20 protein-coding genes are annotated in these 24,742 nt (G+C 71.2%); 11 read left to right on the plus strand and 9 right to left on the minus strand.

The window, feature by feature from the left end:
- The first annotated feature begins 125 nt into the window (after nucleotides 1–125).
- The 3 genes from ABT160_RS37300 (at nucleotide 126) to ABT160_RS37310 (ending at nucleotide 3,628) form a co-directional block, all read left to right on the plus strand.
- Nucleotides 126–302 carry a DUF3710 domain-containing protein gene (locus ABT160_RS37300; RefSeq protein ID WP_351652662.1) on the plus strand — a complete coding sequence of 59 codons (177 nt, stop codon included), beginning with the start codon at nucleotides 126–128 and terminating at the stop codon, nucleotides 300–302.
- A 192-nt stretch (nucleotides 303–494) separates the two neighbouring features.
- Nucleotides 495–1,322 carry an SCO4651 family lipoprotein gene (locus tag ABT160_RS37305; protein ID WP_351652629.1) on the plus strand — a complete coding sequence of 276 codons (828 nt, stop codon included), beginning with the start codon at nucleotides 495–497 and terminating at the stop codon, nucleotides 1,320–1,322.
- A gap of 653 nt (nucleotides 1,323–1,975) precedes the next feature.
- Entirely contained in the window at nucleotides 1,976–3,628 is a 1,653-nt protein-coding gene (locus ABT160_RS37310; protein ID WP_351652631.1) for a protein kinase domain-containing protein, read from the plus strand.
- Between the two features lie 98 nt (nucleotides 3,629–3,726).
- Here ABT160_RS37310 and ABT160_RS37315 read toward each other — a convergent pair whose 3' ends face one another.
- Both ABT160_RS37315 and ABT160_RS37320 read right to left on the minus strand, forming a co-directional pair.
- On the minus strand, nucleotides 3,727–5,493 hold the full coding sequence (locus ABT160_RS37315; RefSeq protein ID WP_351652633.1) for a caspase family protein: 1,767 nt from the start codon (nucleotides 5,491–5,493) through the stop codon (nucleotides 3,727–3,729).
- Nucleotides 5,480–5,956, minus strand: coding sequence for an effector-associated constant component EACC1 (locus ABT160_RS37320; protein WP_351652634.1), 477 nt, complete (start codon nucleotides 5,954–5,956; stop codon nucleotides 5,480–5,482). Before ABT160_RS37320 ends, ABT160_RS37315 begins: the two co-directional genes overlap by 14 nt.
- Before the next feature lie 260 nt (nucleotides 5,957–6,216).
- Here ABT160_RS37320 and ABT160_RS37325 point away from each other — a divergent pair, with 260 nt between their 5' ends.
- Nucleotides 6,217–7,230, plus strand: a complete 1,014-nt coding sequence (locus ABT160_RS37325; RefSeq protein WP_351652636.1) for a LacI family DNA-binding transcriptional regulator — start codon at nucleotides 6,217–6,219, stop codon at nucleotides 7,228–7,230.
- 149 nt (nucleotides 7,231–7,379) lie between these two features.
- Here the strand turns inward: ABT160_RS37325 and ABT160_RS37330 are convergent, their stop codons facing one another.
- The 4 genes from ABT160_RS37330 to ABT160_RS37345 all read right to left on the minus strand — a co-directional run bounded on the left by ABT160_RS37330 (nucleotide 7,380) and on the right by ABT160_RS37345 (nucleotide 12,462).
- The gene (locus ABT160_RS37330) at nucleotides 7,380–8,291 is read right to left on the minus strand and encodes a carbohydrate ABC transporter permease (protein ID WP_351652638.1); all 912 of its coding nucleotides are present in this window, start codon (nucleotides 8,289–8,291) and stop codon (nucleotides 7,380–7,382) included.
- Nucleotides 8,288–9,244: a carbohydrate ABC transporter permease gene (locus ABT160_RS37335; protein ID WP_502984371.1), complete on the minus strand. Its 957-nt coding sequence runs from the start codon at nucleotides 9,242–9,244 to the stop codon at nucleotides 8,288–8,290. The genes ABT160_RS37330 and ABT160_RS37335 overlap by 4 nt, the downstream gene beginning before the upstream one ends.
- Before the next feature lie 240 nt (nucleotides 9,245–9,484).
- Nucleotides 9,485–10,783 (minus strand): ABC transporter substrate-binding protein, encoded by a 1,299-nt coding sequence (locus ABT160_RS37340; protein WP_351652640.1) that lies wholly within the window; start codon nucleotides 10,781–10,783, stop codon nucleotides 9,485–9,487.
- Between the two features lie 260 nt (nucleotides 10,784–11,043).
- Nucleotides 11,044–12,462: a GH1 family beta-glucosidase gene (locus tag ABT160_RS37345; protein WP_351652642.1), complete on the minus strand. Its 1,419-nt coding sequence runs from the start codon at nucleotides 12,460–12,462 to the stop codon at nucleotides 11,044–11,046.
- A 479-nt stretch (nucleotides 12,463–12,941) separates the two neighbouring features.
- On the opposite strand from ABT160_RS37345, the gene ABT160_RS37350 reads away from it, so the two are divergent.
- Both ABT160_RS37350 and manD read left to right on the plus strand, forming a co-directional pair.
- Nucleotides 12,942–13,985: a LacI family DNA-binding transcriptional regulator gene (locus ABT160_RS37350; protein ID WP_351652644.1), complete on the plus strand. Its 1,044-nt coding sequence runs from the start codon at nucleotides 12,942–12,944 to the stop codon at nucleotides 13,983–13,985.
- A 121-nt stretch (nucleotides 13,986–14,106) separates the two neighbouring features.
- The gene (manD, locus tag ABT160_RS37355; protein ID WP_351652646.1) at nucleotides 14,107–15,321 is read left to right on the plus strand and encodes a D-mannonate dehydratase ManD; all 1,215 of its coding nucleotides are present in this window, start codon (nucleotides 14,107–14,109) and stop codon (nucleotides 15,319–15,321) included.
- 110 nt (nucleotides 15,322–15,431) lie between these two features.
- Here manD and ABT160_RS37360 read toward each other — a convergent pair whose 3' ends face one another.
- Entirely contained in the window at nucleotides 15,432–16,712 is a 1,281-nt protein-coding gene (locus ABT160_RS37360) for a glycoside hydrolase family 6 protein (RefSeq protein ID WP_351652648.1), read from the minus strand.
- Nucleotides 16,713–17,454: 742 nt separating this feature from the next.
- On the opposite strand from ABT160_RS37360, the gene bglS reads away from it, so the two are divergent.
- Nucleotides 17,455–18,240 carry a beta-glucanase gene (bglS, locus tag ABT160_RS37365; RefSeq protein ID WP_351652650.1) on the plus strand — a complete coding sequence of 262 codons (786 nt, stop codon included), beginning with the start codon at nucleotides 17,455–17,457 and terminating at the stop codon, nucleotides 18,238–18,240.
- Nucleotides 18,241–18,343: 103 nt separating this feature from the next.
- On the opposite strand, the gene ABT160_RS37370 is transcribed toward bglS, so the two are convergent.
- The gene (locus ABT160_RS37370) at nucleotides 18,344–19,012 is read right to left on the minus strand and encodes a hypothetical protein (RefSeq protein ID WP_351652651.1); all 669 of its coding nucleotides are present in this window, start codon (nucleotides 19,010–19,012) and stop codon (nucleotides 18,344–18,346) included.
- Between the two features lie 511 nt (nucleotides 19,013–19,523).
- On the opposite strand from ABT160_RS37370, the gene ABT160_RS37375 reads away from it, so the two are divergent.
- Genes ABT160_RS37375 through ABT160_RS37390 form a run of 4 tightly spaced genes read left to right on the plus strand, consistent with a single transcriptional unit; the run spans nucleotide 19,524 to nucleotide 23,502 of the window.
- On the plus strand, nucleotides 19,524–20,039 hold the full coding sequence (locus ABT160_RS37375; protein WP_351652653.1) for a hypothetical protein: 516 nt from the start codon (nucleotides 19,524–19,526) through the stop codon (nucleotides 20,037–20,039).
- Nucleotides 20,040–20,087: 48 nt separating this feature from the next.
- A complete protein-coding gene (locus ABT160_RS37380) occupies nucleotides 20,088–20,678 on the plus strand; it encodes a hypothetical protein (RefSeq protein ID WP_351652655.1) in 591 nt (196 codons plus the stop codon).
- The gene (locus ABT160_RS37385) at nucleotides 20,675–21,913 is read left to right on the plus strand and encodes an MAB_1171c family putative transporter (protein WP_351652656.1); all 1,239 of its coding nucleotides are present in this window, start codon (nucleotides 20,675–20,677) and stop codon (nucleotides 21,911–21,913) included. Before ABT160_RS37380 ends, ABT160_RS37385 begins: the two co-directional genes overlap by 4 nt.
- Nucleotides 21,910–23,502: an amidase family protein gene (locus ABT160_RS37390; protein WP_351652658.1), complete on the plus strand. Its 1,593-nt coding sequence runs from the start codon at nucleotides 21,910–21,912 to the stop codon at nucleotides 23,500–23,502. Before ABT160_RS37385 ends, ABT160_RS37390 begins: the two co-directional genes overlap by 4 nt.
- Before the next feature lie 115 nt (nucleotides 23,503–23,617).
- Here ABT160_RS37390 and ABT160_RS37395 read toward each other — a convergent pair whose 3' ends face one another.
- A complete protein-coding gene (locus ABT160_RS37395; RefSeq protein ID WP_351652660.1) occupies nucleotides 23,618–24,568 on the minus strand; it encodes an RNA-binding protein in 951 nt (316 codons plus the stop codon).
- Nucleotides 24,569–24,742 lie beyond the last annotated feature (174 nt).

Raw genomic sequence — 24,742 nt, forward strand, 5'->3', positions numbered from 1 at the left:
GTCCCGTCAACTGCACTCAGCGGGAACGGCGTTGAAGAAGGACCAGGCCAGACTCGCACACATGAGCCAGCGGGAGCGGTCGCTTCTCACCGCCTTCGGGGGAGCCGTCGGGCGACGTCTACGAGATACGTGTCCTCGGGTGGGACGGGCCGGGATGGTTCCTCCGGGCCTTCGTCTGCGGCGACGAAGCGGTCACGGACACCCGCGCCTATGACGTGTTCGCCGACGTCATCGTCGTACCCTCGCCCACACTGCCCGGCCAGGCGACTCTCGACCTGCGGTGGCCGGGCACTGTGCGGTGAGGACCGGCGCGATACCTGCCCATCAAGCGTGCGGGCCCCGCCGTCCACATCCGGATGGAACCGGACAGGGTGGGCGTTCAAGGCAATCAGCACACTGGGTACGATCTCGGTGATTCGCTCGTGCGTACGCCTCGCCCTCCGGCGTAGGGCTGCACCGGCACCAGAAAGAGACCGAGAGAACAAGTGCGTGTAGTGAGACGGGACGTCGTCACGGTTGCCCTGGCGGCGGCCCTCGCGATGGCCATGGTGGGGTGCCAGGACTCGAAGGGTTCGGACGGCAAGGCGGGCGGCGACACCTCCGGGGCGACGGACGCGCGGCGGACCGACCCGGCAGGTGTGCTGCGCAAGGCGGTCGAGAAGACCGGTGCGCAGGCCTCGTACAAGACCGTGCAGACCGGTGAGAACGGTACGAGCCGCTCGGACATGCTGTACCAGCGCACCCCCGCCGCCTCGTCCATGACCTCGGCCACCAAGAAGTCGGCCGACACTCCTGACGGCCTGATCCGGTTCCTGTCGGTGGGCGGCACGATGTACGTCGCGTCCGCGCAGGTGCCCGGCAAGTCCTGGTACTCGATGTCGGGCGGAGAGGGCGGGGAAGGCGGTGGAGCCGCGCGCGCCGCCGGATACATCGACGAGTTCGGGGGCGCGCTCGCCGCGACGGAGAACACCCGCTGGGTGGCAGAGGAGACGGTGGGGGGCCGCAAGGCCGACCACTACCGGGGCACCGTCGACTTCGCGGCCCTGTCCGCGTACAAGGGCACCGCGTTCACCAAGGAGGCCCGTGAGCGGTACACCCTCCTCGCCAAGCGCAACCACCGGAAGTCCGCGGTCATCGACATGTGGGTCGGCAAGGACGGCCTGGTGCTGAAGTCCCACGAGACGACCACGGACTCCAAGGGCAAGAAGGACGTGCTCAACGAGGAGTACTCGGACTTCGGCGCGGTCCCCAAGATCACGGCCCCGCCCGCCGACCAGGTACTGACCTTCGAGCAGTGGATCGACACCCAGACCCGCGGCTGATCCGCCCGCTGCCTCGATCGCTCTTGTGCAGCGGGGAGCGACTCCCGCCGAATCCATCGGCCGCGCCCGGATGCTGCCGTCCCCGCCGGCTGTCACGACGTGTCGGCCGGCGGGCGGTCACCCTGGGCCACCTGCCCGAACAGCGGCGCCCGGGCAGCAAGGCTGACTGCTGCCTTCCGCCACTCGTGGCCGAGGTCCCAGACTCGGTGCATGGAACGCGTCGATTGGTCGGTGGACGCCTCGTGGGCGAACGTGACCGCCGAAGCCCACTGGGAGCACCGGCATGTGCGCTCACTGCCGCCGGCACTCGTCGAGGCCGCACGGGCCACGGCCCTACGTTCTTGGCATCCGCTGACCAGCCACAACTGCATACGCTTCTTCGACGACTTCGAGTTCCGCCCCGGCGCGCCGCCGGTCGTGCACGCGGTACCGGCCTCCTCCGGCGGTACGGGAGCAGGTTCGGGGCCACACGGATTCCGTGTCCGCCGCAGACCGACGACGCTCCCGCTTCTCGGCTCTCGGCCGCGCTGCCTGACGGCATCGGCCCCGCCAGCCCGTCGGCGGGCTGTCAGGCCCAGCTTCATTTCGCGTCCAGCCAGACGGAGTTGATGAGATCATGCGGAGGCATTGTCGGCCGGTCCTGGGGGGATCCTATGAAACCGCTGTCCGCGACAGATCCACGTGAGGCCGGGCCGTACCGCCTCCTGGGGCGGCTGGGCGGCGGCGGGATGGGACAGGTGTTCCTCGGCCGCTCGCCCGGCGGGCTGACTGTCGCGGTGAAGGTGGTACGGCCGGAGCTGGCGGAGGACGCGATGTTCCGGCAGCGGTTCGCACGTGAGGTGGAGGCGGCGCGGCGGATCGGCGGCTTCTACACCGCCCACGTGGTGGACGCCGACCCGCAGGCGGACCCGCCGTGGATGGTCACCGCCTACATCCCCGGTCCCACCCTCCGCGACGCCGTCGCGCGCCACGGCCCCATGCCCGCCCCGAGTGTCGCCGTCCTCGGCGCCGGACTTGCCGAGGGCCTGGCCGCCATCCACGCGCGTGGTGTCGTCCACCGTGACCTCAAGCCCGGGAACGTCATCCTCGCCACGGACGGCCCGCGGGTCATCGACTTCGGCATCGCCCGCGCGCTGGACGCCTCACACGCGCACCTGACCGGGAGCGTGGTGATGGGGACGCCTCCGTTTATGTCACCCGAACAGATCCGGGGCAGCGAGGTGGAGGCGGCGAGCGACGTTTTCTCCCTGGCCGCCGTCCTCGCCTACGCCGCCACGGGGCACGGCCCGTTCGGCGACGGGCCCACGGAGGCGGTGATCTACCGGGTCGTGCACGGCGAGCCCGACCTGTCCGGCCTGCCCACGGCTCTCGCCTCCCTGCTCAGGGCCTGCTTCGCCAAAGAGCCCAAAGACCGGCCAGGGGTGGCCGAGGTGCTGGAACTGTGCGCCGCCCAGGGCGGCCCACAGGGGAGCTGGCTCCCGCCCGACGTCACCGCGATGGTCACCGAACGGGTCCTCGCGGCCTCGGAGCTGTCGACCGCCACGGCGCCGCCGGTCGTGGGACAGGCGCCGTTGGCTCCGGCCACTCCGTCCCGTGCGCTTCCCCCCGTGGAGGGCCGCGCCGGCCGCACGACGAGGGGGTACACCCAGATCCGCCTGCCCTGGGTGCCGGGAGAGACGGGCGGGATGCGGAAGACCACCGTCGTCCGCTGGCTCAAGCAGGTCGGCGACACGGTGGAACAAGGCGAGCGCCTGCTCGAAGTCGATTCGAGCCGCGGCCACCTCGCCGTGTCCTCACCTGTCACGGGCACGCTGTACAACCTCTACCGACAGTCCGGGGAGGTGGTGAGGAACGGGGCTGTCGTCGCCGGGATCGGCACGCCCACGGCCTTCGTACCGACCCCGTCGGTGCGGCGGCGGCGCAGGAACATCCTGTACGGCGTCGCCCTGGCGTTCGTCGTGTTCCTGGTCGGTGTCGTGATCGCCGCGGACAGCTCCCTGTTCGAGGGGGACCTCATGGCCGTGGAGGGCGGGGACTGCGTCAGGGGGGAATTCTCGAAGACGGACAGCAGCAACGCCTACGGCTACGCGGGATGGGCCACCGTGCCCTGCGGGTTGATGACGGTGAGGACGGCCTTGTGGGGGGACGGTGCGGGCGACGGCGAATACGTCACCGTCCTCGCCCGCCTGCCGTACTCGCTCGACCCGTTCGCGTGCGCGAAGGCCGTTCCGGGCTGGGCGGCGAAGAAGGAGAGCCAGACGGTGGCGGTGGGTACCAGCATGATCCTGTGCGTGGAACCTCTGTGATCGGCCGGTTGGTGGCATCTGGACCGCTACGACGGAGTCGGCTGATCTGAAGGACTCATGCCTTGTGTGTCAGGCCCCGCTTCACGCTCCTGTCGCTCCTACAGTCCCTCGGTGTCCCCGGAGAGCACGAAGCTGGTCCGGGCCGGCGCAGCGAGCGCTTTGCCGCCCACGGTGACGAGGTAGGTTCCCGGCTTCGCCTTCTCCCTGCTGGTGCACGGGTGGCGTGGTTCGCGGTTCCAGCGGTACGTCACGACGGCCGGGGTGTCGGGCGAGACCGCGATCCAACTGGCTTGGTGTGCAGCGGGGGCGCAGGGGTTGGGGATGAAACCGCTCTGCTGCGCGCTGGCGCTCTCCACGTTCAGCGCGAGGGCGGTCTCGTCCGGAGAGACATCGGCCCTACAGGGGCTCTTGCTCGTCAAACGGACTTCAATGATGGGGAGTTCATCCGGGTCGTAGCTGTTGCGCGCAGCCCTCACCGTTCCCGACAGGGAGTGCGTCGTGCAGGGCTGCTGTTTCATGACGGCTGCCGAATTGGCGGCCCCGGGTCCCAGGAGCGCTGTCCACGCGCTGTTGCTCGCGGCCAACCAGGTCACGGCACGTGAGGGGGAGGCCGACGCGGATGCGGATGCGGACGGACTCGCTGACCCACCCCGCGTACTCACATCGCCGTCGGGCAGGGACATCCAGACGAGGAAGCCGATTCCGCTGAACAGGACGGGACCCGCTGCCAGTACGAAGCCGCGACGGGCCAGCAGCGCGGGCGTGAGGAGCGGCTTGCCCGCGAGGAGCCGGTCGAGTTCGCGCGTCCTCCTGTTCATGTCCTTGCGAAACGCCTTGGACTCGGCGCTGGGCTTGTGGCGGCGGAGCCTGGGGAAGCTCGGTGCCGAGAGGCGGACAACCGGTCCGGCAGGCTCCGGCGCGAGTGCTTCCTCGGCCGGAGCGGCTCGCGGCGCGGGGGACGCCTTCGGTGTGTGTCCCGTGGGAGCTGCGGGGTGCGTTGCCGGAGCCGCGTCTGCCCGGTTACGTACCCAAGGGAGCGCGGCGGCACGGTCGTTGGCCGACAGGTGCGGGAGCACCCGCAGGCTCTCCTCCCGCCTCATCTGCCGGCTCTCCACCGCGCGCCAGACGCGGCGCACGCTCAGGGTCGGTCCGGCCCCGGCGATGCCGTGGTCCAGCACGTCCACGATCGCGCTGGTGAAGTGTGGGACGCCGCCGGCCGGCGCGTACGAGCGCTCGGTCGCCGACGCCGAGACGAACACGCACTTGCCGAGGTCGTCGAGGTCACCGGTCCCGTACGGATCCGGCCCGGACGGCGTGGTGTCCGGCAGCTCCGCCTCGCCCGGGCCCGTACCGCTGCGCTGCCACTCGTCCTCGTCCAGCATCCGCGCCAGGTGCGGGCGGTCCAGCACCGGGGCCGGGCCGCCCATCTCGGTGGCGATGCCGCTGTAGCAGCAGTCCAGGAGCACCATCCGCCGGCGCGTGCCCAGGGTCGCCCTGTTCATCACCCGGCGGAGGTCCGCGTAGGGAAGCGTTCCGATCTCCGGGTGTTCCCCCTCCTCGGCGTCGGTCAGTGCCAGGTACAGGCTGCCGTCCCGGTCGCGCAGGCCGTGTCCGCCGAAGTAGACCAGGAACGTGTCCGTGGCCTGCCTGCCCGCGTCGCGGACGGCCCGGAGGATCTGGTCCGCGTCCGCCTCGGGGCCGAGGGTCGTGACGTGGTGGTCCGGCAGGCCCCCGACGTCCGGAGCCCGCAGGAGGCGGGCGAGGTGGGTGAGCCCCTTGGCGATGCCGGGCAGCGGTTCCAGGTGCTGGTAGGCGTGGATGCCGATCAGCACGGCGCGGCTGCCGTTGGGGTCAGGCAGTGTCACGTGCCCCGTCCCGGGCCGACGGTGCGTCCGGCCGAGGAGCGCCCGGGTCGTCCTGGGTCCCGCCCTCGTCTTCGCGTTCCAGGGCGCGCAGCAGGCGGGCCGCGTCCTCCGGGGTGCCTTCCCGGATCAGTACGCGAGCGCCGCCGTACTCGACGATCATGTGGGGGTCGTGCTGCGTGCCGCGGGGCAGCGAGCGGCGGAAGTCTCGGTACAGCGCGACCGCGGCCGCGGCGAACGACCCGACGGTGGCGACCGCGTTGATGTGGTCGACCAGGCCGCCGGACATGGTGCCTGCGGCAGGCGCGGTACGTTCCTTGCTGACCGTCGCTCCGTGGCGCGTGCGCGGGTCCTTCCGCAGCCAGTCGGCGAACTCGTCCGTCCACCCGGCGGGGTCGCGCCCCACCCGGGGCCGGTCGCCGTCCGTGTGTATCTGCGTGATCGTGATCCGTAACTGCGTCGCCATCCCCCGCACCCCTTCGCCGCCCCGTCCTCCCCTCCCCCTCAGAGGGCAGGACCGGATCAGCGTAGGGCTCGGAGGCCGCCGTCTGCGTGCTATCGCCCAAAATCGTCTCCGGTCGGACGGACCCGTTCGTCAGGAGGCGGCCCCGGTGGGCGCCCGCCTGTCTCGGCCGTGGGAGTGGGGTCGCGCTTCCACGCCGGGGGCGGGCACAGGTCACAATGGAAGGGCTTCCAAAAAGGGACCGCAGCGAGGAAAGGCCGCCCATGACTCAGGAACTGCCGCACCGGCACGCCACGCTCGACGAGGTGGCCGTGGAAGCCGGTGTTTCGCGATCGGTGGCCTCCCGGGTGATCAACGATGCCCCGCACGTCAGCCGGGCCAAGCGCGAGGCGGTCGAGCGGGCCATCAGGAAGCTCGGGTACGTGCCCAACCCCAAGGCGCGGGCGCTGGCGACGCGGCAGGCGGGCGCGGCCGCGCTGGTCATCTCGCGGGACGACCCGGAGGTCCTGGCGGATCCGTTCTTCGCCCAGGTCATCGTCGGGGTGTCCAGCGCCCTGGAGGAGGCCGACCTGCACATGATGCTGTGCCTGGCCGCCACCGCGCGCGGCCGGGAGCGGGTGGAGCAGCTCGTGCGGTCCCGCGCCGTGGACGGGGTCATGCTGATGGCGCTGCACGAGGGCGATCCGCTGGCCCGGCTGGCCGACGAGACGCAACTGCCGGTCGTGTTCGGCGGGCGGCCCACGGACTTCGAGCCGCGCTGGTACGTCGACATCAACAACGTCGGCGGCGCGCGGGAGGCGACCGATCACCTGCTCGCGCGCGGTCGCACCCGGGTCGTCACGATCTGCGGTCCGCTCGACACCGAGGTGGGCGAGTCCCGGCACCGCGGCTACCGGGAGGCCATGCTGCTCGCGGGGCTGACGCCGCGCCCTCCGGCGGAGGGGGACTTCTCCGACGCCGCGGGCGCGGCCGCCATGGAGCGCCTGCTGAAGGCGCACCCGGACCTGGACGGGGTGTTCGCCGCCAACGACAACATGGCGGCGGGCGCGTTGCGCGCGTTGCGCGCGGCGGGCCGCTCGGTGCCCGGGGACGTGGCCGTGGTCGGGTTCGACGACCTCGCCGTCGCGCGGTTCGCCGAGCCCGCCCTGACCACGGTCCACCAGCCGATCCGCGATCTCGGGCGCGAGATGGCCCGGATGCTCGTCGGCCTGATCGCGGGTCATGAGCGCAGCCCGCTGATCCTGCCGACCCGGCTGGTGGAGCGCGCCAGCACCTGACGGGCCGGGCAGGGAGGCGGACGGGTATGTGGTGCGCGGGCGTCGACCGTCGGACGCCGGGAGGCGGCCGGAGCGGGGAGTGGACACCGGTCGGCTGCCCGCGCACCACGGCTCGTGGGCGATCACGGGGACGGTGCGTCCCGGGTCGCTCAGCCCTTGACGGCTCCCTGCATGATGCCGCCGACGATCTGTCGCCCCAGGAGCCCGAAGACGAGCAGGACGGGCAGGGTGCCGAGGAGGGTGCCCGCCATGACGACCGACTGGTCCTGGACGTAACCGCCGCCCAGCTGGCGCAGGGCCACCTGGACCGTGGGTTCCTGCGAGGACAGCGCGATGATCGGCCAGAAGAAGTCGTTCCAGGCGGTCATGAACGTGAGGAGCCCCAGGACGGCCATGGCGGGGCGGGCGATGGGCACGACGATCGTCCAGAAGATCCGGGACGTGGAGGCCCCGTCCACGCGCGCGGCTTCGATGAGTTCGTCGGGCAGTGACTGGGCGATGAACTGGCGCATGAAGAACACCCCGAAGGCGGAGACGAGGCTGGGCAGGATGACCGCCTGGAGCTGGTTGGCCCACTCGAGCTTCGCGATGACCATGAACAGCGGGATCACGCCGAGCTGGGGCGGGATCATCATGGTGCCGACGGTGAAGGCGAGCAGCGTGTTGCGGCCCTTGAAGCGCAGCTTGGCGAAGGCGAAGCCGGCGAGGGTGGAGCACAGGACGGTGCCGACGGTGATGGAGGTGGACACGATCAGGGAGTTGAGCAGCGCCTTGCCGATGTCAGCCTGTTCGAGGGCGAGTTGGACGTTGCGTACGAGGTTGGGTCCGGGCAGCAGGGTCGGCGGGACCTTCGCGATGTCCGCGTTGGAGCGGCTGGCCGCCACGATCGTGTAGTAGAAGGGGAAGGCGGAGACCAGTACCGCCAGGGTCAGGAAGGCGTACGCGAGGCGTCCCGGGCGCAGGGTGCCTCCGGCTCCCCTCCCGCGTCGGTACGGACGGGGCCGGGCCGTGGCCGGCCGCTCGGCGACGTGCACGGTCTTGGGATCGGCGAACGTGGTCATCGGCCGGCCTCCTTGGCAAGACGGCGGCGCGCGAGGAGGGCGTTGAGGCCGACGAGCACCAGGATGAGCAGGAACATCACCCAGGCGATGGCGGCCGCCCGTCCCAGGTGGAAGAAGGACCAGCCCTGCTCGTACATGTAGAGGCCGAGCGTCTGGTACTGGTGCGAGATGCCGCCTCCGGGGTTGCCCTCGAACAGCAGTGGCTCGCCGAACAGTTGGGTGGCGCCGATGGTGGACATGATCACCGAGAAGACGATCGTGGGGCGCAGCCCGGGCAGGGTGACGTGCAGGAACTGCCGCCACCGTGAGGCGCCGTCCATCTCGGCGGCCTCGTACAGTTCGCCCGGTATGGACTGCATGCCCGCGAGGAAGATCAGCGCGTTGTAGCCGGTCCAGCGCCATACGACGATGCAGGAGATGGCGGTCTGCGAGGCGAGGGTGCCCGTCTGCCAGTCCACCGGGGCGATGCCGAAGAGGCCGAGGACGTAGTTGACGAGTCCGAAGTCGTGGCCGAAGAGCTGGGCGAAGACCAGCGTCGCGGCGGCGACCGAGGTCGCGTACGGCATCAGCATCATCGTGCGGAAGAACGTGCGTCCGCGCAGCTTGTAGTTGAGCAGGTGGGCGATGCCCAGGGCGATCATCAGCTGGGGGACGGTGGAGAGCACGCCGAGGGTGAAGGTGTTGCGCAGCGCGGTCCAGAAGAACGGGTCCGCGAAGATCGCGGTGTAGTTGCCCAGGCCGCGCCACTGCATGTCGCCGGGTGTCTGCAGTTCGATGCGGTACAGGGAGATGAACGCGGTGTAGATCAGCGGGAAGAGGCCGAAGGCGGCGAACAGCGCGAAGAACGGGGCGACGTAGCCGTACGGCGACAGCGCGCGCCAGGCCCGGCGTCCCGGCGAGGGGTTCCGGGTGCGCGCCGGTGCGGCGGGGGGCGCGGGTGCGGTCAGGGTCACGGGGCGGCCCTTCGGGTGGGTCGGAGGCGGTCGGGCGGGTGCGGGGTGGGCGGGGTGCGGTGCGGTGCGAGGTGAGTCAGGCGGTGGGGGACGTCGGCCGTAGGGCCGCGGCAGTACGGGGCTTCGTCGCGCGGCGGTACGGACTTCTTGGGCGTCCCCGGCTGTACGGGGGCGGACCTGGAGGGGCGGTGACAGGGGGCGGGGCCGTTCCGGTGCGGGTCCGGACCGGCCCCGCACCGGTCAGCCGATGGCGTTCTGGATGCCCTTCTCGGCGTGCTTCCAGGCCGTCTCCGGCGCGGTGCCCTTCTTCTCCACCTCGAACAGCGCGGCGGCGAACTGCTCCTGGATGTCCTGGTCGTTGACGCCGAGGACCTGGACCGGTGCCTCCTTGGCGGCGTCGCCGAAGATCTTGCCGATCGGAGCGTTCGAGAAGTAGGGGTCCTTGGTGTCCGCGACCTTGGCGATGGCGGGCACGCTGGAGGGGAAGTTGCCGATCTTGGTGAAGAGCTTGGCCTGCTGCTCGGGGGCGGTCAGCCACTCGATGAGCTGGTACGCCTCCTTCTTGTGCTTGGCAGCCTTGGGGATGGACAGGTACGCCCCGCCCCAGTTGCCCGCGCGGCCGGGCATCTTCGCCACGTCCCACTTGCCCTTGCCCGCGTCACCGGCCTGGCCCTTGATGTAGCCGAGCATCCAGGCGGGGCAGGGCAGCGTGGCGAAGGAGCCGGCGGCGAAGGCCTGGTTCCACGACGGCGTCCACTGGGCCAGCTTCGCGCTCAGGCCCGCCTTCTCGGCGCGCACGGAGAGGTTCCAGGCCTCCTTCACGGCCGGGCTGTCCTCGTAGACGAGCTTGCCCGAGGCGTTGTAGTAGCGCTCCTCGTACTGGCCCGCGACGTTGGTGTAGACGCTGCGGACGCTGTCGATCCAGGCGCTCTTCGCCGGGGCGTTCTTCATGTACTTCTCGCCCAGCTTCAGGTAGCCCTCCCAGGTGGACCACTCCTGGGCGAGCTTCTCGCGGTCGGTCGGCAGTCCGGCCTGCTTCAGCAGGTCCGTCCGGTAGCAGACGGCGCCGGGCCCGGTGTCCGTGCCCAGGCCCATGACCTGGCCGTGCTGGGTGGTCGCGGCCCCCCACTTGGCGTCGGTGAAGTTCGCCTTGAGCTTGCCGGCGCCGTACTGGTTGAGGTCCTCGAACTTGTCGCTCTGCCGCTGTGCCACCGAGGCGATGCGACCGATCTCGACGGCCTGCACGTCGGCGAGGCCGCCTCCTCCGGCGAGCCGGGTCTGCAGCGCCTTCCAGTAGTTGCGCTCCTCCTGGGTGTCGGACTGCTTGATGGTGACGCCCGGGTGGAGCTTCTCGTACTCCTGGTAGAGGCCGGCCTCCTTGAAGCCGAAGGTGCCGAACAGGTCGACGGTCAGCGTGACCTTGCCGCCGCTGTCCTGCGCGCCGGTCGCCCCGGATCCGCAGGCGCTCAGCAGTACACCGGCCAGCGCCACGGCGCCCAGGCGTATCAGGGTGGTTCTGGCGGCTCGTGGGATGGGCATGGGAAGCCTCCTCAGACTTCGTCATGGAAAAAGTGGAAGCGCTCCCACACGACTCGGGCAGAGCCTTCCGCCCGGGAGTCCCATCGTCAAGACTCGAAGACGTAACGACTCCGCAATGTGGAAGACGTTCATGTGTCGCAGAACTACCGGGTCCGTCCAGGGCCGGGAGTCGCCCGCGCCTTCAACCTGTGGACGGCCGCGCCGCAGGCGGAGGGCTGCGGTTACCTCGCGCGGTTACTTCGCGCGGTTACTTCGCGCGGTTACTTCCCTCGGTTCACGGACGCGGCGTCACGCAGCCACAGGGCGCTCTGCTTCGGGGTGCGGCGCTGGGTCCGGTAGTCGACGTGGACGATCCCGAAGCGCTTGTCGTACCCGTACGCCCACTCGAAGTTGTCCATCAGCGACCAGGCGAAGAACCCGCGCACGTCCGCCCCGGCCTCGCGGGCCCGGCCCACCGCGGCGAGGTGGTCGGCCAGGTAGGCGGTGCGGTGGTGGTCCTGGACGCGGCCGCCCTCGTCGGCATCGCAGGCTCCGTCGTCGAAGGCCGCGCCGTTCTCGGTGACGTACAGCGGGATGCCGGGGTAGTCGCGACTGATCCGGGTGAGCAGGTCGGTCATGCCCTGCGGGAAGACCTCCCAGGGCATCGCGGTCACCGGGCGGTCGGGCTGGGGCACCCGCCGGGTGCGCTCCGGCTCCTCGCCGGCCGCGACGACGTCACTGAAGTAGTAGTTGACCCCGAGGAAGTCCAGGGGCTGCGCGATGTCGGCCAGGTCGTCCGGCTCGACGGGCAGGGTGACCCCATGACGGGCCAGCTCCTCGACCACGTCCCGCGGATACTCTCCGCGCAGCACCGGGTCGAGGTAGATGCGGGCGCCCATGCCGTCCGCACTGCGCGCGGCGGCCCTGTCGGCGGGGTCCTCGGACGCCGCGTACACCTGGGCCGGGTTGAGGGTGATGCCGACCTGCGCGGACGCGGGCGCCACCGACCGGATGCGCTGGACGGCCAGTCCGTGGGCCAGGTGCAGGTGGTGCACGGCGCGGACGGCGGCCTGGAAGTCCTGGCGTCCCGGCGCGTGGCAGCCGACGTGGTAGCCCAGCATCGCCGAGCAGAAGGGTTCGTTGAGGGTGATCCAGTGCCGCACCCGGTCACCGAGGCGCGCGGCCGCGATCTCGGCGTAGTCGGCGAAGCGCAGGGCGGTGTCCCGCGCGGGCCAGCCGCCCCGGTCCTCCAGCTCCTGCGGGAGGTCCCAGTGGTAGAGCGTGGCCCAGGGGGTGATGCCCCGCGCCAGCAGCTCGTCGACCAGGCGGTCGTAGAAGTCCAGTCCCTTGGCGTTCGCCGGTCCCGAACCCCCCGGCTGGACGCGCGGCCAGGACAGCGAGAAGCGGTACGCGTCCAGGCCGAGGCCGGCGAGCAGTGCCACGTCGTCGGGCATCCGGTGGTAGTGGTCGCACGCCACGTCGCCGTGGTCGTCGTTGTCGATCGCGCCGGGCGTGTGGCTGAAGGTGTCCCAGATCGACGGGGTGCGCCCGTCCGCGTCCACCGCACCCTCGATCTGGTACGCCGAGGTGGCGGTGCCCCAGACGAAGTCCGCGGTCAGACCGGGGATCCTCGGGTCGGGCAGGGGCTGGGGGGGGGGGGCGGGTCGCCGCGCACCGGGCGGCTGGAGTTCGATGCTCATGGTGGTGCTTCTCCAACAGGGATGAGAGAGGACCGACGCGCGTCTTGTGGCCGCGGCTACGACGGCGGTTACGACGAGGACGCCGACTGCGATGGCGTCTGCGACTGCGACTGCGACTGGTCAGGAATTGGGAGCGCTTCCAAGAAGATGGAGCGGGGTTCACCCTTTGTCAAGGGTTCCCGTTCCTGCCACCGGAGCGCGGCGCGGCCGCCTGAATTCCCTTACGCCCAGTGGACTTGGGCGTTCGCGTGCAGCCGGCACACCCAGTACAACGCGCCGGCCGGGAGCTCGTACGCCACCAAGTGCCTTGACAGAGATCAGCTTGCGCAGCCAATCTTTGGAAGCGCTATCAGAAACCTCACCGGACGTGACGAGCCGCTCCTCACAGACCGGCGCACGCGCACGCCGCCGCACCGCCGCCGTCCGGCCACGGCTCCCACCCGGCCGCCCTCACCCTCGCCTTCCCCACAAGGAGCGTCGTGCCCGAATCGCCCTCGATCACCCGCCCGACGCTGGACGTGGTCGCCGCCCGCGCCGGGGTCTCCCGCTCGACGGTCTCCCGGGTCGTCAACGGCGGGACCGGTGTGCGCCGACAGGTCATGACCCGGGTGGAGACGGCCATCGAGGAGCTGGGGTACGTCCCCAACCGCGCGGCGCGCACCTTGGTGACCAGGCGCACCGGGAACGTCGCGGTGATCATCGCCGAACCGGAGGGACGCATCTTCTCCGACCCCTACTTCGGGCTCCAGATCCGCGGCATCAGCAAGGAGTTGGTCGCCCACGACCTCCAACTGGTGCTGCTCCTCGCCGAGGAGGCCCGCGACCACGAACGCATCGAGCGCTACCTGGCCGGCGGCCACGTCGACGGGGCGCTCGCCTTCTCCGTGCACCGCGACGACCCCCTGCCCGACATCGTCCGACGCCTCGAACTGCCGACCGTCTACGGTGGACGCCCGCACTGGACGCCGATCCCCGGCGAGGCCGCGCTGTCCTACGTCGACGCGGACAACCGCGGCGGGGCGCGCCAAGCCGTGCAGTACCTCGTCTCCCGGGGGCGACAGCGGATCGGGCACATCGCCGGCCCCCTGGGGCTGGCGGCGGGGACCGACCGGCTGGACGGCTACCGCGACGTACTGTTCGACGGCGATCCCTCGCTCGTCGTGCAGGGCGACTTCACCGAAGACAGCGGCGAACGCGCCATGGCCGAACTCCTCGACCTCCAGCCGGACTTGGACGCCGTCTTCGTCGCCAGTGACCTCATGGCCAAGGGAGCCCTGCGTGCCCTGCACGAGCGGGGGCGGACCGTGCCGGGGGACGTCTCGGTCGTCGGTTTCGACGACCTCGCCCCGGTGTCCGAGCGCACCGACCCGCCACTCACCACCGTCCGGCAGGACATCGAGGGCATGGGACGCACGATGGCCAGACTGCTCGTGCGCAAGCTGCGCCCACACGGATCCACCGCCGCACGGGCCCAGGCGGCCGTCATCACGGCGACCTCGCTCGTGCGGCGCGGCTCGGCCTGACGGACGAGCGGGCTCACGGGGTCGCGCGCCGCAGCGGCCGGGAAGACGGGATGGCGAGGGTCTCGGGCGCACGCACTCCCGCACCCGCACCCACACATCCAGTCCAGGAGGACCCGTACCCATGAAGATCGTCGACGCGAAGGTCGTCGTCACCAGCCCCGGACGCAACTTCGTCACGCTCAAGCTGACGACCGACGAGGGGGTGACCGGACTCGGCGACGCCACGCTCAACGGACGGGAGCTGGCCGTCGTCGGCTACCTGGAGGAGCACGTCGTGCCGCTCCTCATCGGCCGCGACCCGCACCGCGTCGAGGACACCTGGCAGTACCTCTACCGCGGTGCCTACTGGCGGCGCGGGCCGGTGACGATGGCGGCGATCGCCGCCGTCGACACCGCGCTGTGGGACATCAAGGCCAAGGTCGCCGGTCTGCCGCTGTACCAGTTGCTCGGCGGCCCGAGCCGCGAGCGGCTGCGCACCTACGGCCACGCCAACGGCAGGGACCTGCCCGAACTCCTCGACTCCGTACGCGCACGGCTCGCCGAAGGCTATCCGGCCGTGCGGATCCAGTCCGGTGTCCCCGGGCTGGAATCCGTCTACGGAGTGCACGTCACGGACGGCGTCGGCGCCCCGGTCCTCCACCAGCGGGCGCTGCCGTTGGTGGAGAACTGGGACACCGACGCCTACCTGCGGCACATACCCGGCGTCTTCGAGGCGGTACGGGCGGAGTTCGGCCCCGAACTTCCGCTGCTGCACGACGCGCACCACCGCCTCACGCCCAACCAGGCCGCCCGCCTCGCCAGGGACCTGGAGGCGTACCGGCCCTACTGGCTGGAGGACTGCACGCCCGCCGAGAACCAGGAAGGGCTCAGGCTCGTCCGCCGGCACTCGACGACACCGCTGGCCATCGGCGAGGTCTTCAACACCCTCCACGACTACCAGGCGTTGATCACCGAGCAGCTGATCGACTACGTCCGCTCCTCGGTCACCCACTTCGGCGGTGTCACACCGCTGCGGAAGCTCTTCGACTTCGCGGCCCAGTACCAGGTCAAGGGCGCCCCGCACGGGCCCGAGGACATCTCGCCCGTGGGGACGGCGGCGGCCCTCCACCTGGACCTGGCGGCGCACAACTTCGGGATCCAGGAGTACGCCGGCCACACTCCGCTCACCGAGGAGGTGTTCCCGCACGCCTACGCCTTCGCGGACGGCCACCTGCACCCGGGCGACGAACCCGGTCTGGGCGTGGAGCTGGACGAGGGCCTGGCGGCGGCGCACCCCTACGAGCCGGCGTACCTGCCGGTCAACCGGCTCAAGGACGGCAGCGTCCACGACTGGTGACACCACGGCCCTCGCCGGGCCCGCGGGGCGGGGAGACCCTCCCTACTGCTCGCCCGGCCGTCCGGAGCGGGACGGCCGGGCGAAACAGGTAGGCCGGGCGAAGTGCGTTGCTACCGGCCGGTGTTGAACGTCAGCGCGGGCTTCGCGTTCCTCGCCAGGGTGTGTGCGAAGTCCGGCCACCAGGCGCCCGCGCGGGGGTCCTCGATCCCGTACTCCGGGTCGATGGGACCGGGCGTACCCCGGTGGCAGGTGCCGTCCGACTCCCCGATGGTCTTCACGTACAGGTACGCGTCGGCCAGCGGCTGTCCCGTGTCGGCGGTGGGCCGGACGCCGATGCCCCGCCCCGGCGCGTTGCACCAGGGCTCGGCGTCGGTGTACTTGCCCGCCGGAGGGATCCACGCGCCGAGGCCGTTGCGGCTGTTGTCCAGGACGTAGTGCGACAGGTCCTTGACCGGTGGCCGGCCCACGACCTGGTCGAACCAGGCGTCCACCCACTTCCAGGTGGACGTGTCGTAGAAGTCCACCGCGTTCCCGGGCTGTCCGTCGTTGGGCGCGGCCGGCGAGTAGTACTGGCTGGCGCACCTGTCCGTCTTGCCGCGCGCCTCGGCCGGGCCCTCGGTGGCGTACCAGACGCACGTGGAGACCCAGGTGGCGTACCGGTTGAGCTGGTCGGTCGGCTGGTAGTTGGAGACGTTCAGGGCGTAGCCCTGGGTCTTGGCGAGGTCGGCCTTGATCAGGCGTCCCGCCAGCTCGCCGACCGGCTGCCAGTTGCTGCTGCCGCCGTCGAGGTACACGGACGTCCTGGGCCTGGCAGTCATGATGTCGACGGCGGTACGGATGTTGGCGTACCGCTCCTCGGTCCGCGTGCCGTCCGCGTCGCCCTCCGGGCACTCCTTGGGCAGGAGCGCGAGCCCGTCGGGCTCGACGACGACCGCGGCGCGTGCGCCACCGATGCCGTCCGCGACGCCCTGGACCCAGGCCCGGTACTCCTCGGGGCTGTCCGCGCCACCGGCCGAGTAGAAGCTGCAGTCGCGGCCGGTGACGTTGTAGAGCACGAAGACGGGCACGGTACGGGTGACCCGGGCCGCCGACATCGTCTTCTGGACGACCTTCTTGATCTCGTCCGGTGTCCCGTAGTCGAGCCAGATCGCCTGCGGCCAGGTGGCCAGCTTGGCCATCCGCAGGGCGTCGTCGAGCTTGCCGGCCTTGAGGTCGGCGGCCGCCTGCCGTGCGGCACCGGCCTCGGGGTCGACGTAGAAGCGGGTGTTCCTGGGGAGCGTGTGGTCGGCGGCCGGGGCGCCGGGCGCGGCGGCGGCCGCTCCGCCGGCCAGTCCGCCGGAGGCGAGGACTGCGCAGGCGACGGGGACGAGCGACCTTCTCACTCTGCTCATGGGACGAGGTCTCCTTGGTGCGGACGGGGCGATCCGCCGGTGCGGTCGGGGCCACGCGAACGTGGTCGGGGTACGGGGGGGTGAGCGCACTTGGGTCGGGTGCTGCGACCGGTGAGGGGGCCACCGCGCGGACGTCGAGCCGGTGAGGCCCACCTCGGCCTGGGAGCGCTTCCAATTTTTGGCCTACTGATGCGCTGTTGCGCGCCCTCATGGTGGGGCGCCCGTTACGGACGTGTCAATAGTCGGCGACAGTGCGGAGAACACCTTCCGGCCGGGCGCACGACCTCCGCGCGCCGCAGTGGCCTCTTACCTCAAATCCCATGGTGACTCACGTGGTTGAACGCATCGTGAGCGAACACACGGGACGGTGAAGGCACACGTCACGCCCACGTGAACAGCGGATTTCCGGTGCGCTTCATCCCGTCCCTTGTCGACCGGAAGGCGCGCTGCTACTTTCTGGGAGCGGTTCCAGTTTCTCTTCCCCGATAGGCCCTGGTACGCCGGTGCGCATCCCCAACCGCGCACCTTCCGGAACGACAGGCGCCCGCCCCCGCACGTCCGTGGCGCCGAGGGACACCGCGCCTGCCACGTCCGGGTTCCACGGCACGGCTCCTGCCCACGACCGCCACCACGGCACCGGGTCCCGACCTCTCCGGTGGTCGGCCCCTGCCCTCCACGGCCGCGTCGTGCGTCCGGATGCCGCGTGCCACATCCACGCCCCCATCCCCCCAAGGAGGCCGAAATGCAATCCCGTCCGACACGTCGCCGCCACCGCGGCCGTCGCTGGCTGCTCGCTCCCCTCGCCGCCGTCGCGCTGGCCTTCAACCCGCTGGCCAGTCCCTCCGCCAACGCCGCGATCGGCGGCAGCTTCGTCGACAACTTCGACGGCTTCGACACGGGGCGCTGGCACAAGGCCGACGGCTGGAGCAACGGTGGCATGTTCAACACCGGCTGGCGCGCCGACCACGTCTGGTTCAACGGCGGCGTCATGGGTCAGAACCTCGACACCGCGACGTGCCCGGGCGGCTGCTCGGGCAAGCCCTACGCCTCCGGCGAGTACCGCTCCAACGACCTGTACTCCTACGGGCGCTTCGAGGCCCGCCTCCAGGCGGTGAAGCGCTCGGGCACCGTGACCGGGTTCTTCACCTACACCGGCCCCAGCGACGGTCAGCCCTGGGACGAGATCGACGTCGAGATCCTCGGCAAGAACACCACGCAGATGCAGACCAACTACTTCACCAACGGCGTGGGCGGACACGAGACCGTCATCAACCTCGGGTTCGACGCGTCCACCGGGTACCACGACTACGCCATCGAGTGGTGGAACGGGGGCACCATCAACTGGTTCGTGGACGGCAAGCTGGTCCACCAGGAGAACGGCTCGCGCGGTGCGCTCCCCACCCACCCCATGCGCATCATGGCCAACCTGTGGCCCGGCACCGGGGTCGACGGCTGGCTCGGCCCCTTCAGCTACCCCGGCACCCCGCTGACCGCCCGCTACGACTGGGTGAAGTACACCAAGTACTGACAACCAGGTACGTACGACGGGTGGGGCCGACGCGACATCGATGCTACGCGTCGGCCCCACCCACCGACCGCTCCGCGACCCGGCAGCGGTCGTCACCGGTTCGTCACCAGTCCGAAGTGGCCCGCCGTGGTTCGCGTACCGCCGCCTTGAGCAGGTTGTTCGAGCGTTCGTGCAGGTCGCCGACGCGGTCCAGTACCTGGACGCGTGCGCCGAGCACGTCGATCACGCTGAGTGCGTGCGGGCCGAACCAGCCCAGCAGGGCGCGTTCCTGACCGGCCAGCGGTGCCCCGCGCGTCCACAGCTTGATCACGTAGTCGATGTCCTTGCGCAGCCCGACGCGCTTCAGCTCCTCCGACAGCGCCTCGTGGTCGAGCCATGACTCGGCAGCGGACCCGTCGTCCCCGAGGAACCGCACGCAGTACGTGACGTCCCAGATGGTCGCCGCGTCCTGCGCGCCATTGCGGATCTGGCAGCCCCAGACCAACTCGTCGGTGTCCGTCGACACGCGGACCACTCGTCCGTCGAACCCGATCATCGGGCGCGTCGCGGTGGCGTACTGCGCCCGGGCGAGCAGCGCACCACTGGTGGCCAGGAGTGCGGCGGTCGCGCTCTGGATGTCGAGGAGCCGGACCGGTCCGGCACCGGGGTCCGTCGCCGCCAGGTTCTGCTGGACGATGGCGTAGACGAAGAGCAGACCGGCCACGCCGGCCAGGCAGATCAGCAACTGCCAGAAGACCCAGTTGCGCCGAATGACCCGTTGTGGCGTGTCCAACCCCGTCCCCTCTCCCCCGTCTCCTCCGGCCGCGATCTCCGCGAAAAACACCGTATGACGCCGGCCGGCGGTCCGACAGAGTGCGTCCGGGCACAACGACATCGACCCCGGAGGCGCGCTCGTCGACCGCCAAGTAGTAAGGTCGGTCCAGCGGCCTGGTACTGCATCCCCCGTCGGTACCAGGCCGCTTCCTCATGCCTGGATTCCGAGGCCGTGGCCGTCCGGACCGGGCATGGTCCGCGTCCCCTGCCCGACGCGGCGGCCTTCGCCGGGGAGCGTCACGCCGGGCGGCCGGCCCTGGCGCAGACATCGACCCCGAATCTCGTACCGCCCGCGCGACACAAGCAGTTGGGCGCCCTCGATCGGGTCGGGCGGGGTCGGGCCGGGCGGGCTTGCCATGGGACGTCAACAATAGTTCACTCAAGTAACCCGACCCCCTCGCACGTTGCGATCGGAGTCAACTATTGTTGAACCGCCATCCCGCCTCCCTGACCCCGAGAGCAGCCACTCGATGCCCCATCGGAACGCCGACGGCGCCGAAGACGCGGCAACTCCCGTTCCCGCGCCCGGCCCCGGTGCCACGTTCGCCGACAAGCTCAACTACCTGTTCGACAACCTCCGGCCGCCCCGGGACGGCGATCCCGACAGGACCAACTCGCGCACGGGAGAGTTCTCGCACGCCTACGTCGCCAAGACCATCTCCGGCTACGGCGAGGGCTCGCTGACGTCCGCGTACATCTACAAGCTGCGCAAGGACGAGGTGAGCAACCCCACCGTCCGCGTCGTGCAGCTCCTGGCCAGGTTCTTCGGGGTCCCCTCCAGCTACTTCGTCGACGACGCGACCACCGAGCGCTTCTCACGGCAGTTCGCCTTCGTCCACCAGCTGAACGAGGCGGGCGTGCGCAACATCGCGATGCGTTCCGTGGGGCTGTCCGAGCAGAGCCAGGCCGCCGTCCTCAGACTCGTCGAGGCGGCCCGCGAGTTGGAGGGCCTGCCCCCGGCCCCCGACGACACGCCGCCCGCCTGACGCTGGTTCCGATCCCAGTTCCGTCCCCCCACCCGCAATGGAGCCGAGATGTGGAAGCGCAACCGCCACGCATCTACGCCTGCGCTCGACCCCACCCACGCCGAGCGCCGAGCCGAGCAGGCACGCACGCACGAGCGCGTACGGGCGTTCCTCGACGACCTCGACCTGCCGCCCGCGTCGAACATCCGCGACCTGGTCCCCGTCATCGAGGAGTTCACCGGCCGCTCGATCCAGCTCGTTCCCGCCGACCTGGGCGACCTGCCCGGCATGAGCGAGACGGAACACCTCTGCGGACTCTGGTACGCCACTGCGACCACCAGCAACATCTTCTACGACCGCACCGCCAGCCGGGCCCACGCCGACGGCATCATCGCCCACGAGTTCGGCCACATCCTGCGCCGGCACCACAAGGTGGACGACGGCCTGCTCAGCGGCGTCGGCACGCTCGGCGGGATCCTCCCCGACATGACGCCCGACCTGATCAAGATGCTCGTCGGCCGGACCCGGTACGCCGATCCGGACGAGGCCGAGGCCGAGACGGTCGGCAGCCTGCTCCTGGCGCACGTCAACTCCGGCCGCACGGCGCCGGACCACGACGACCCCATATCCCGCACGCTCCTGCGAGGCCCGACCCGGTGAAAGACGTCCTCCACCCCCTGTGCCTGATCATCGCGGGCACGGGATTCCTCATCCTCGTACGCGACCTCGCGGGCAACACCGCCCGGGACCGGCGCGATCCCGCCCTGCTCGCGCTCACCGCCTCCTTCCTGGCGTCCGCGGCGTCCTTCGCCGTCTCCATCACCTGGGTGTGGATACGCGTCGACAAGGCCCTCGGCGTGCCGAACATCGTGGTGCCCATCGCCCAGGGCCTGGTGGTCCTGGTCCTCGCCCTCCAGGGCGTGGTCATCGCCCACTGGTCCAAGCGGCGGGAGCAGGCCCGGCGCCGCGCGACGGTCCTCCTGGTCGCCGCAGCGGCTGTGATCGCGGGCATGGCCCTGCTGTTCATGCTGCTCACGCCCGCGTCCCAGCGGCCCACGGACTTCGCGAACTACTACGCGCACGACCCCGCCTACCAGGCGTACGTCCTGCTGTACTTCGGGACGTACTCGGCCGCCGAGATCTACCTCGCGTGGTCCTGCTGGCGGTACTCGCGCACCGCCGCGACCCGCTCGATCGCCCTGGGCCTGCGCCTCGTCGCGGTCGGCGCGGCCATCACCCTCGTCTACAGCGGCATCCGCATCGCCGCGATCATCGGCGCCGAGGTGGGCTTCAGCGTCGCGCACCTCAACGACCTGGCGTGGGCCTGCGGCGACATCGGCGCCACCCTCACCCAGTTCGGCTACTTCCTGCCGGTCATCGCCTCGCGCTGCGCGGCCGCGTACGCCTCGCTGCGCGACCACTACGCCTACGCCCGGCTGACCCCGCTCTGGCAGGCCCTCACCGAGGCGGATCCCTCCCTCGCGCTGGAGGAGCCCGTCGACCCGCGCACGTCCTGGCGGCGGCGCCAGAGCATCCGCTACCCGCTGATCCGGCGCCGCATGGAGATACGGGACGGCATGCAGATGCTCCGCCCCTTCCTCGCCGCCGACGTCCGCTCCGCCTCCGAGGCCCGGCACGCGGCGACGAAGAAGCAGGCCGCGCACCTGGCCGCCGCCGTCACCGCGGACCAGATCGCCCAGGCGCTCGTCCTGCACCGCCAGGGCAGGAGGGCCGTCGCCGAGCCGGCCGAGTACGCGGACGCCGCCCTCGACCTCGCGACCGTACGTGCCGAGCAGCGGCACCTCCTGCGCGTCGCCGCCTCCTTCACCCCGCCCCCGCAGGAGCGCCCGCCGGCCCCATCGGCTTCCAGCACCTCCTCCGGAGCCCGTACGTGATCTCCCGCCGCCTCCTGATCGCCTCGACCGCGGCCGTGGCCACCGCCATCGGCCTGCCCCGACCGGCCGCTGCTGCCACCGCCGCCACCGCTGCTGAAGGAAAGACCGTGACCCGCACCAACACCCGCACCCTGCACCTCGCCCCGGCGCACGAGCAGCTCAAGGCCCTGCGCAAGGGCCACATCTCCGCCCGCGCTCTCCTGGACCAGCTCCTGGAGCACCACGCCAAGGCCAACCCGGCCGTGAACGCCGTCGTCACCACCGACGTCGCCGCCGCACGGGCCGCCGCCGACGCGGCCGACCGGCACCGGGCCCGCACCGGCACCGTCCTCGGCCCGCTGCACGGGCTACCCCTCACCGTGAAGGACGCGCTGGAGACCAAGGGCCTGCGCACCACCAGCGGCTCCCCCGACCTCGCCGACCACGTCCCCGCCACGGACGCGGACCTCGTCGCCCTGCTGCGGGCCGCCGGCGCGGTCATCGTCGGCAAGACGAACGTGCCGACGATGTGCCAGGACATCCAGACCAGCAACCCGCTGTTCGGCACGACGAAGAACCCGTACGCCGCCGACCGCACCGCCGGGGGATCCTCCGGCGGCCCCTCCGCGGCGGTGGCGACCGGCCTCTCCAGCCTGGAGGTCGGCTCCGATCTCGCCGGCTCCCTGCGCCTGCCCGCCGCCTACTGCGGCGTCTACGCCCTGCGCACCTCCCGCGGGACGATGCCCGTCGTGCCCACGCGCGGTCACATCCCGCGCCCGCCCGGCTGGCTCAGCAGCTCGGACATGCTCAGCCTCGGCCCGATCGCCCGCACCGCCGAGGACCTCGACGTCCTCCTGGACGTGATCGCCGCGCCGTCCCCGGCCGACAGCACCGCCTGGAGCGTCAGCCTGCCCGCCCCGGCGAAGACCCGGCTCGGCCAGTACCGCGTGGGCCTGTGGGCGGACGACGACTTCTGCCGGGTCGACGCCGCCACCCGCACCCTCCTTGGCCAGGTCGCCCACGCCGTCCGCACGGCGGGCGCCGCGCTGGACGACGCCACCCGCCCGGTGGACTTCGCCCAGAGCAACCTCCTCTTCGAGCGCCTGATGTACGCCACCTCGGCGGCGACGACCAGCGACGAGGCGTTCGCCGGGGAGGTGAAGGCCGCCGAGTCCGTCGACCCGGGAAGCCCGGCCGCGCACTTCCTGAAGTCCCGGACCATGCGGCACCGCGACTGGGCACGCGCCGACGAGGACCGGCAGAAGCTCCGCCAGGCGTGGGCCGCCTACTTCGCCGCCCACGACGTGCTCATCACCCCGGCCGCGCCGACGGCTGCCGTCCTCGACCAGACCGCGGTGCCGAGCAACGAGCGGTACATCACCGTGGACGGCGCGAAGCGCGGGTACTTCGAGCAGACCAGCTGGCTCAACCTCGCCTCCCCCGTCGGCCTGCCCGCCGTCGTCATGCCCACCGGGCGCACCGCGGACGGCCTGCCGCTGTCGATCCAGATCATCGGCCCGTACCTCGCCGACCGCACCGTCATCGCGGTGGCCAAGCTCCTGTCCGAGGTGCTGCCCGCGGCGCCGCAGGCGCCCGCGCTGACCTCCTAGACCCGGTCGCGCCCGGCTCCCACGGGGGTGGGGCGGGGCCCTCTCGGCCCTTTTGGGGGCCCGGATGCGGACCGCACCCGGCTCCCCGACGGCCCTGACCACACTGCGAGTCGGCTCACCATCGGGCGCGCAGTACGCCATCGCTGTCCGGAAGGGCGGCGCGGAACAAGGGCTGGTGGTCGTCGTAGCCCAGGGGCAGGGCGCACGCCGCCCTCGCGTCGGCCACGAAGGCGGAGAGCTCTTGGCGATGGCTGTCGTCGACGATCGTGTGGGTGATCGCCCCGTCCTGTGCCTCCCAGACGAACTCCACCGATTCGTCGTCGGGCAGCGCGGCGAGGACTGCTTCGACGTCGGGGTTCAGGTCGGGCCAGACGATCAGCAGAGCGCGCGGGCCCAGGCCGCCGCGTACGACGTCGAGGTCTTGCTCCGTCAGGCGGTGCCAGCGCGCGGCGTTGTGGACGTGGATCTCCTGCAGCAGTGCTGTCCGGCGGGCGGTCAGCATCGTACGAACACGGGCCCAGAAGGTCGCATCCGCGGCCTCCGTCACCTCTGGTTCGTCAAGCTCCCTGTCGTAGGGCGACATCGTCATCGGTTCCGCGAAGAGGCCGAGTTCCCGCGTGCGGGCCACGGCGTGCGGGCAGGGCCGGTCGCTGCTCACGTACAGGTACTGGTCCTGGCCCACGTGCACGGCGAAGCGGTCCCCCGCTTCCAGCCGGCACCAGGCACCGTTGTCACGGAGCATGGCGCGCACCAGTTCCAGATCCACCGGCAGGGAGACCTCGGCTCCGTCGTGGTAGCCGGTCAGGTCGGGCGGGAAGAGCCCGGCGAGACCGTGCCCCTCCACCGGAGGCTCTCCACCGAAGGAGAAGGGGCAGGTGACCTCGGGATCCCGGATCTCCAACCGGTCGATGCCACACTCCCGCGCGAAGGCGGCGACCGCCGCCAGGTACGCCGCCTCGACCGGCCCGTGGTCACTGACCGTGTCCTCGGCCCCGGTGTAGGAACCGTGCTCGTCACGGTCGGCGGGGTCGTACTTGGTGACCTGGTGAACGAAGGCGGGCGACACGCTGCTCCATGGGCCGAGCGAAGTGGACCGAGCGGAGGGGCTGCCAGCCTAGAGGGGCCGCCCCGTGATGGGACGGCCGCCTCAGGTGCTGCGGGGTGGTGGTGCGGACGGGTCGGGCGCCAGCCTTGCCGCGCGCTGTTGGTGTCCGGGCCGGCTAGGCCGAGCGGCGGCGGC

This window comes from Streptomyces sp. NPDC001941 (assembly GCF_040296945.1).
Lineage (GTDB): Bacteria > Actinomycetota > Actinomycetes > Streptomycetales > Streptomycetaceae > Streptomyces.

Bases quoted from the DNA above. Each gene is read 5' to 3' on its own strand.
- ABT160_RS37310 (WP_351652631.1), top strand. From the start codon at position 1,976: ATGAAACCGCTGTCCGCGACAGATCCACGTGAGGCCGGGCCGTACCGC.
- ABT160_RS37320 (WP_351652634.1), bottom strand. From the start codon at position 5,956: ATGGCGACGCAGTTACGGATCACGATCACGCAGATACACACGGACGGC.
- ABT160_RS37325 (WP_351652636.1), top strand. From the start codon at position 6,217: ATGACTCAGGAACTGCCGCACCGGCACGCCACGCTCGACGAGGTGGCC.
- ABT160_RS37330 (WP_351652638.1), bottom strand. From the start codon at position 8,291: ATGACCACGTTCGCCGATCCCAAGACCGTGCACGTCGCCGAGCGGCCG.
- ABT160_RS37340 (WP_351652640.1), bottom strand. From the start codon at position 10,783: ATGCCCATCCCACGAGCCGCCAGAACCACCCTGATACGCCTGGGCGCC.
- ABT160_RS37345 (WP_351652642.1), bottom strand. From the start codon at position 12,462: ATGAGCATCGAACTCCAGCCGCCCGGTGCGCGGCGACCCGCCCCCCCC.
- manD (WP_351652646.1), top strand. From the start codon at position 14,107: ATGAAGATCGTCGACGCGAAGGTCGTCGTCACCAGCCCCGGACGCAAC.
- ABT160_RS37360 (WP_351652648.1), bottom strand. From the start codon at position 16,712: ATGAGCAGAGTGAGAAGGTCGCTCGTCCCCGTCGCCTGCGCAGTCCTC.
- bglS (WP_351652650.1), top strand. From the start codon at position 17,455: ATGCAATCCCGTCCGACACGTCGCCGCCACCGCGGCCGTCGCTGGCTG.
- ABT160_RS37375 (WP_351652653.1), top strand. From the start codon at position 19,524: ATGCCCCATCGGAACGCCGACGGCGCCGAAGACGCGGCAACTCCCGTT.
- ABT160_RS37380 (WP_351652655.1), top strand. From the start codon at position 20,088: ATGTGGAAGCGCAACCGCCACGCATCTACGCCTGCGCTCGACCCCACC.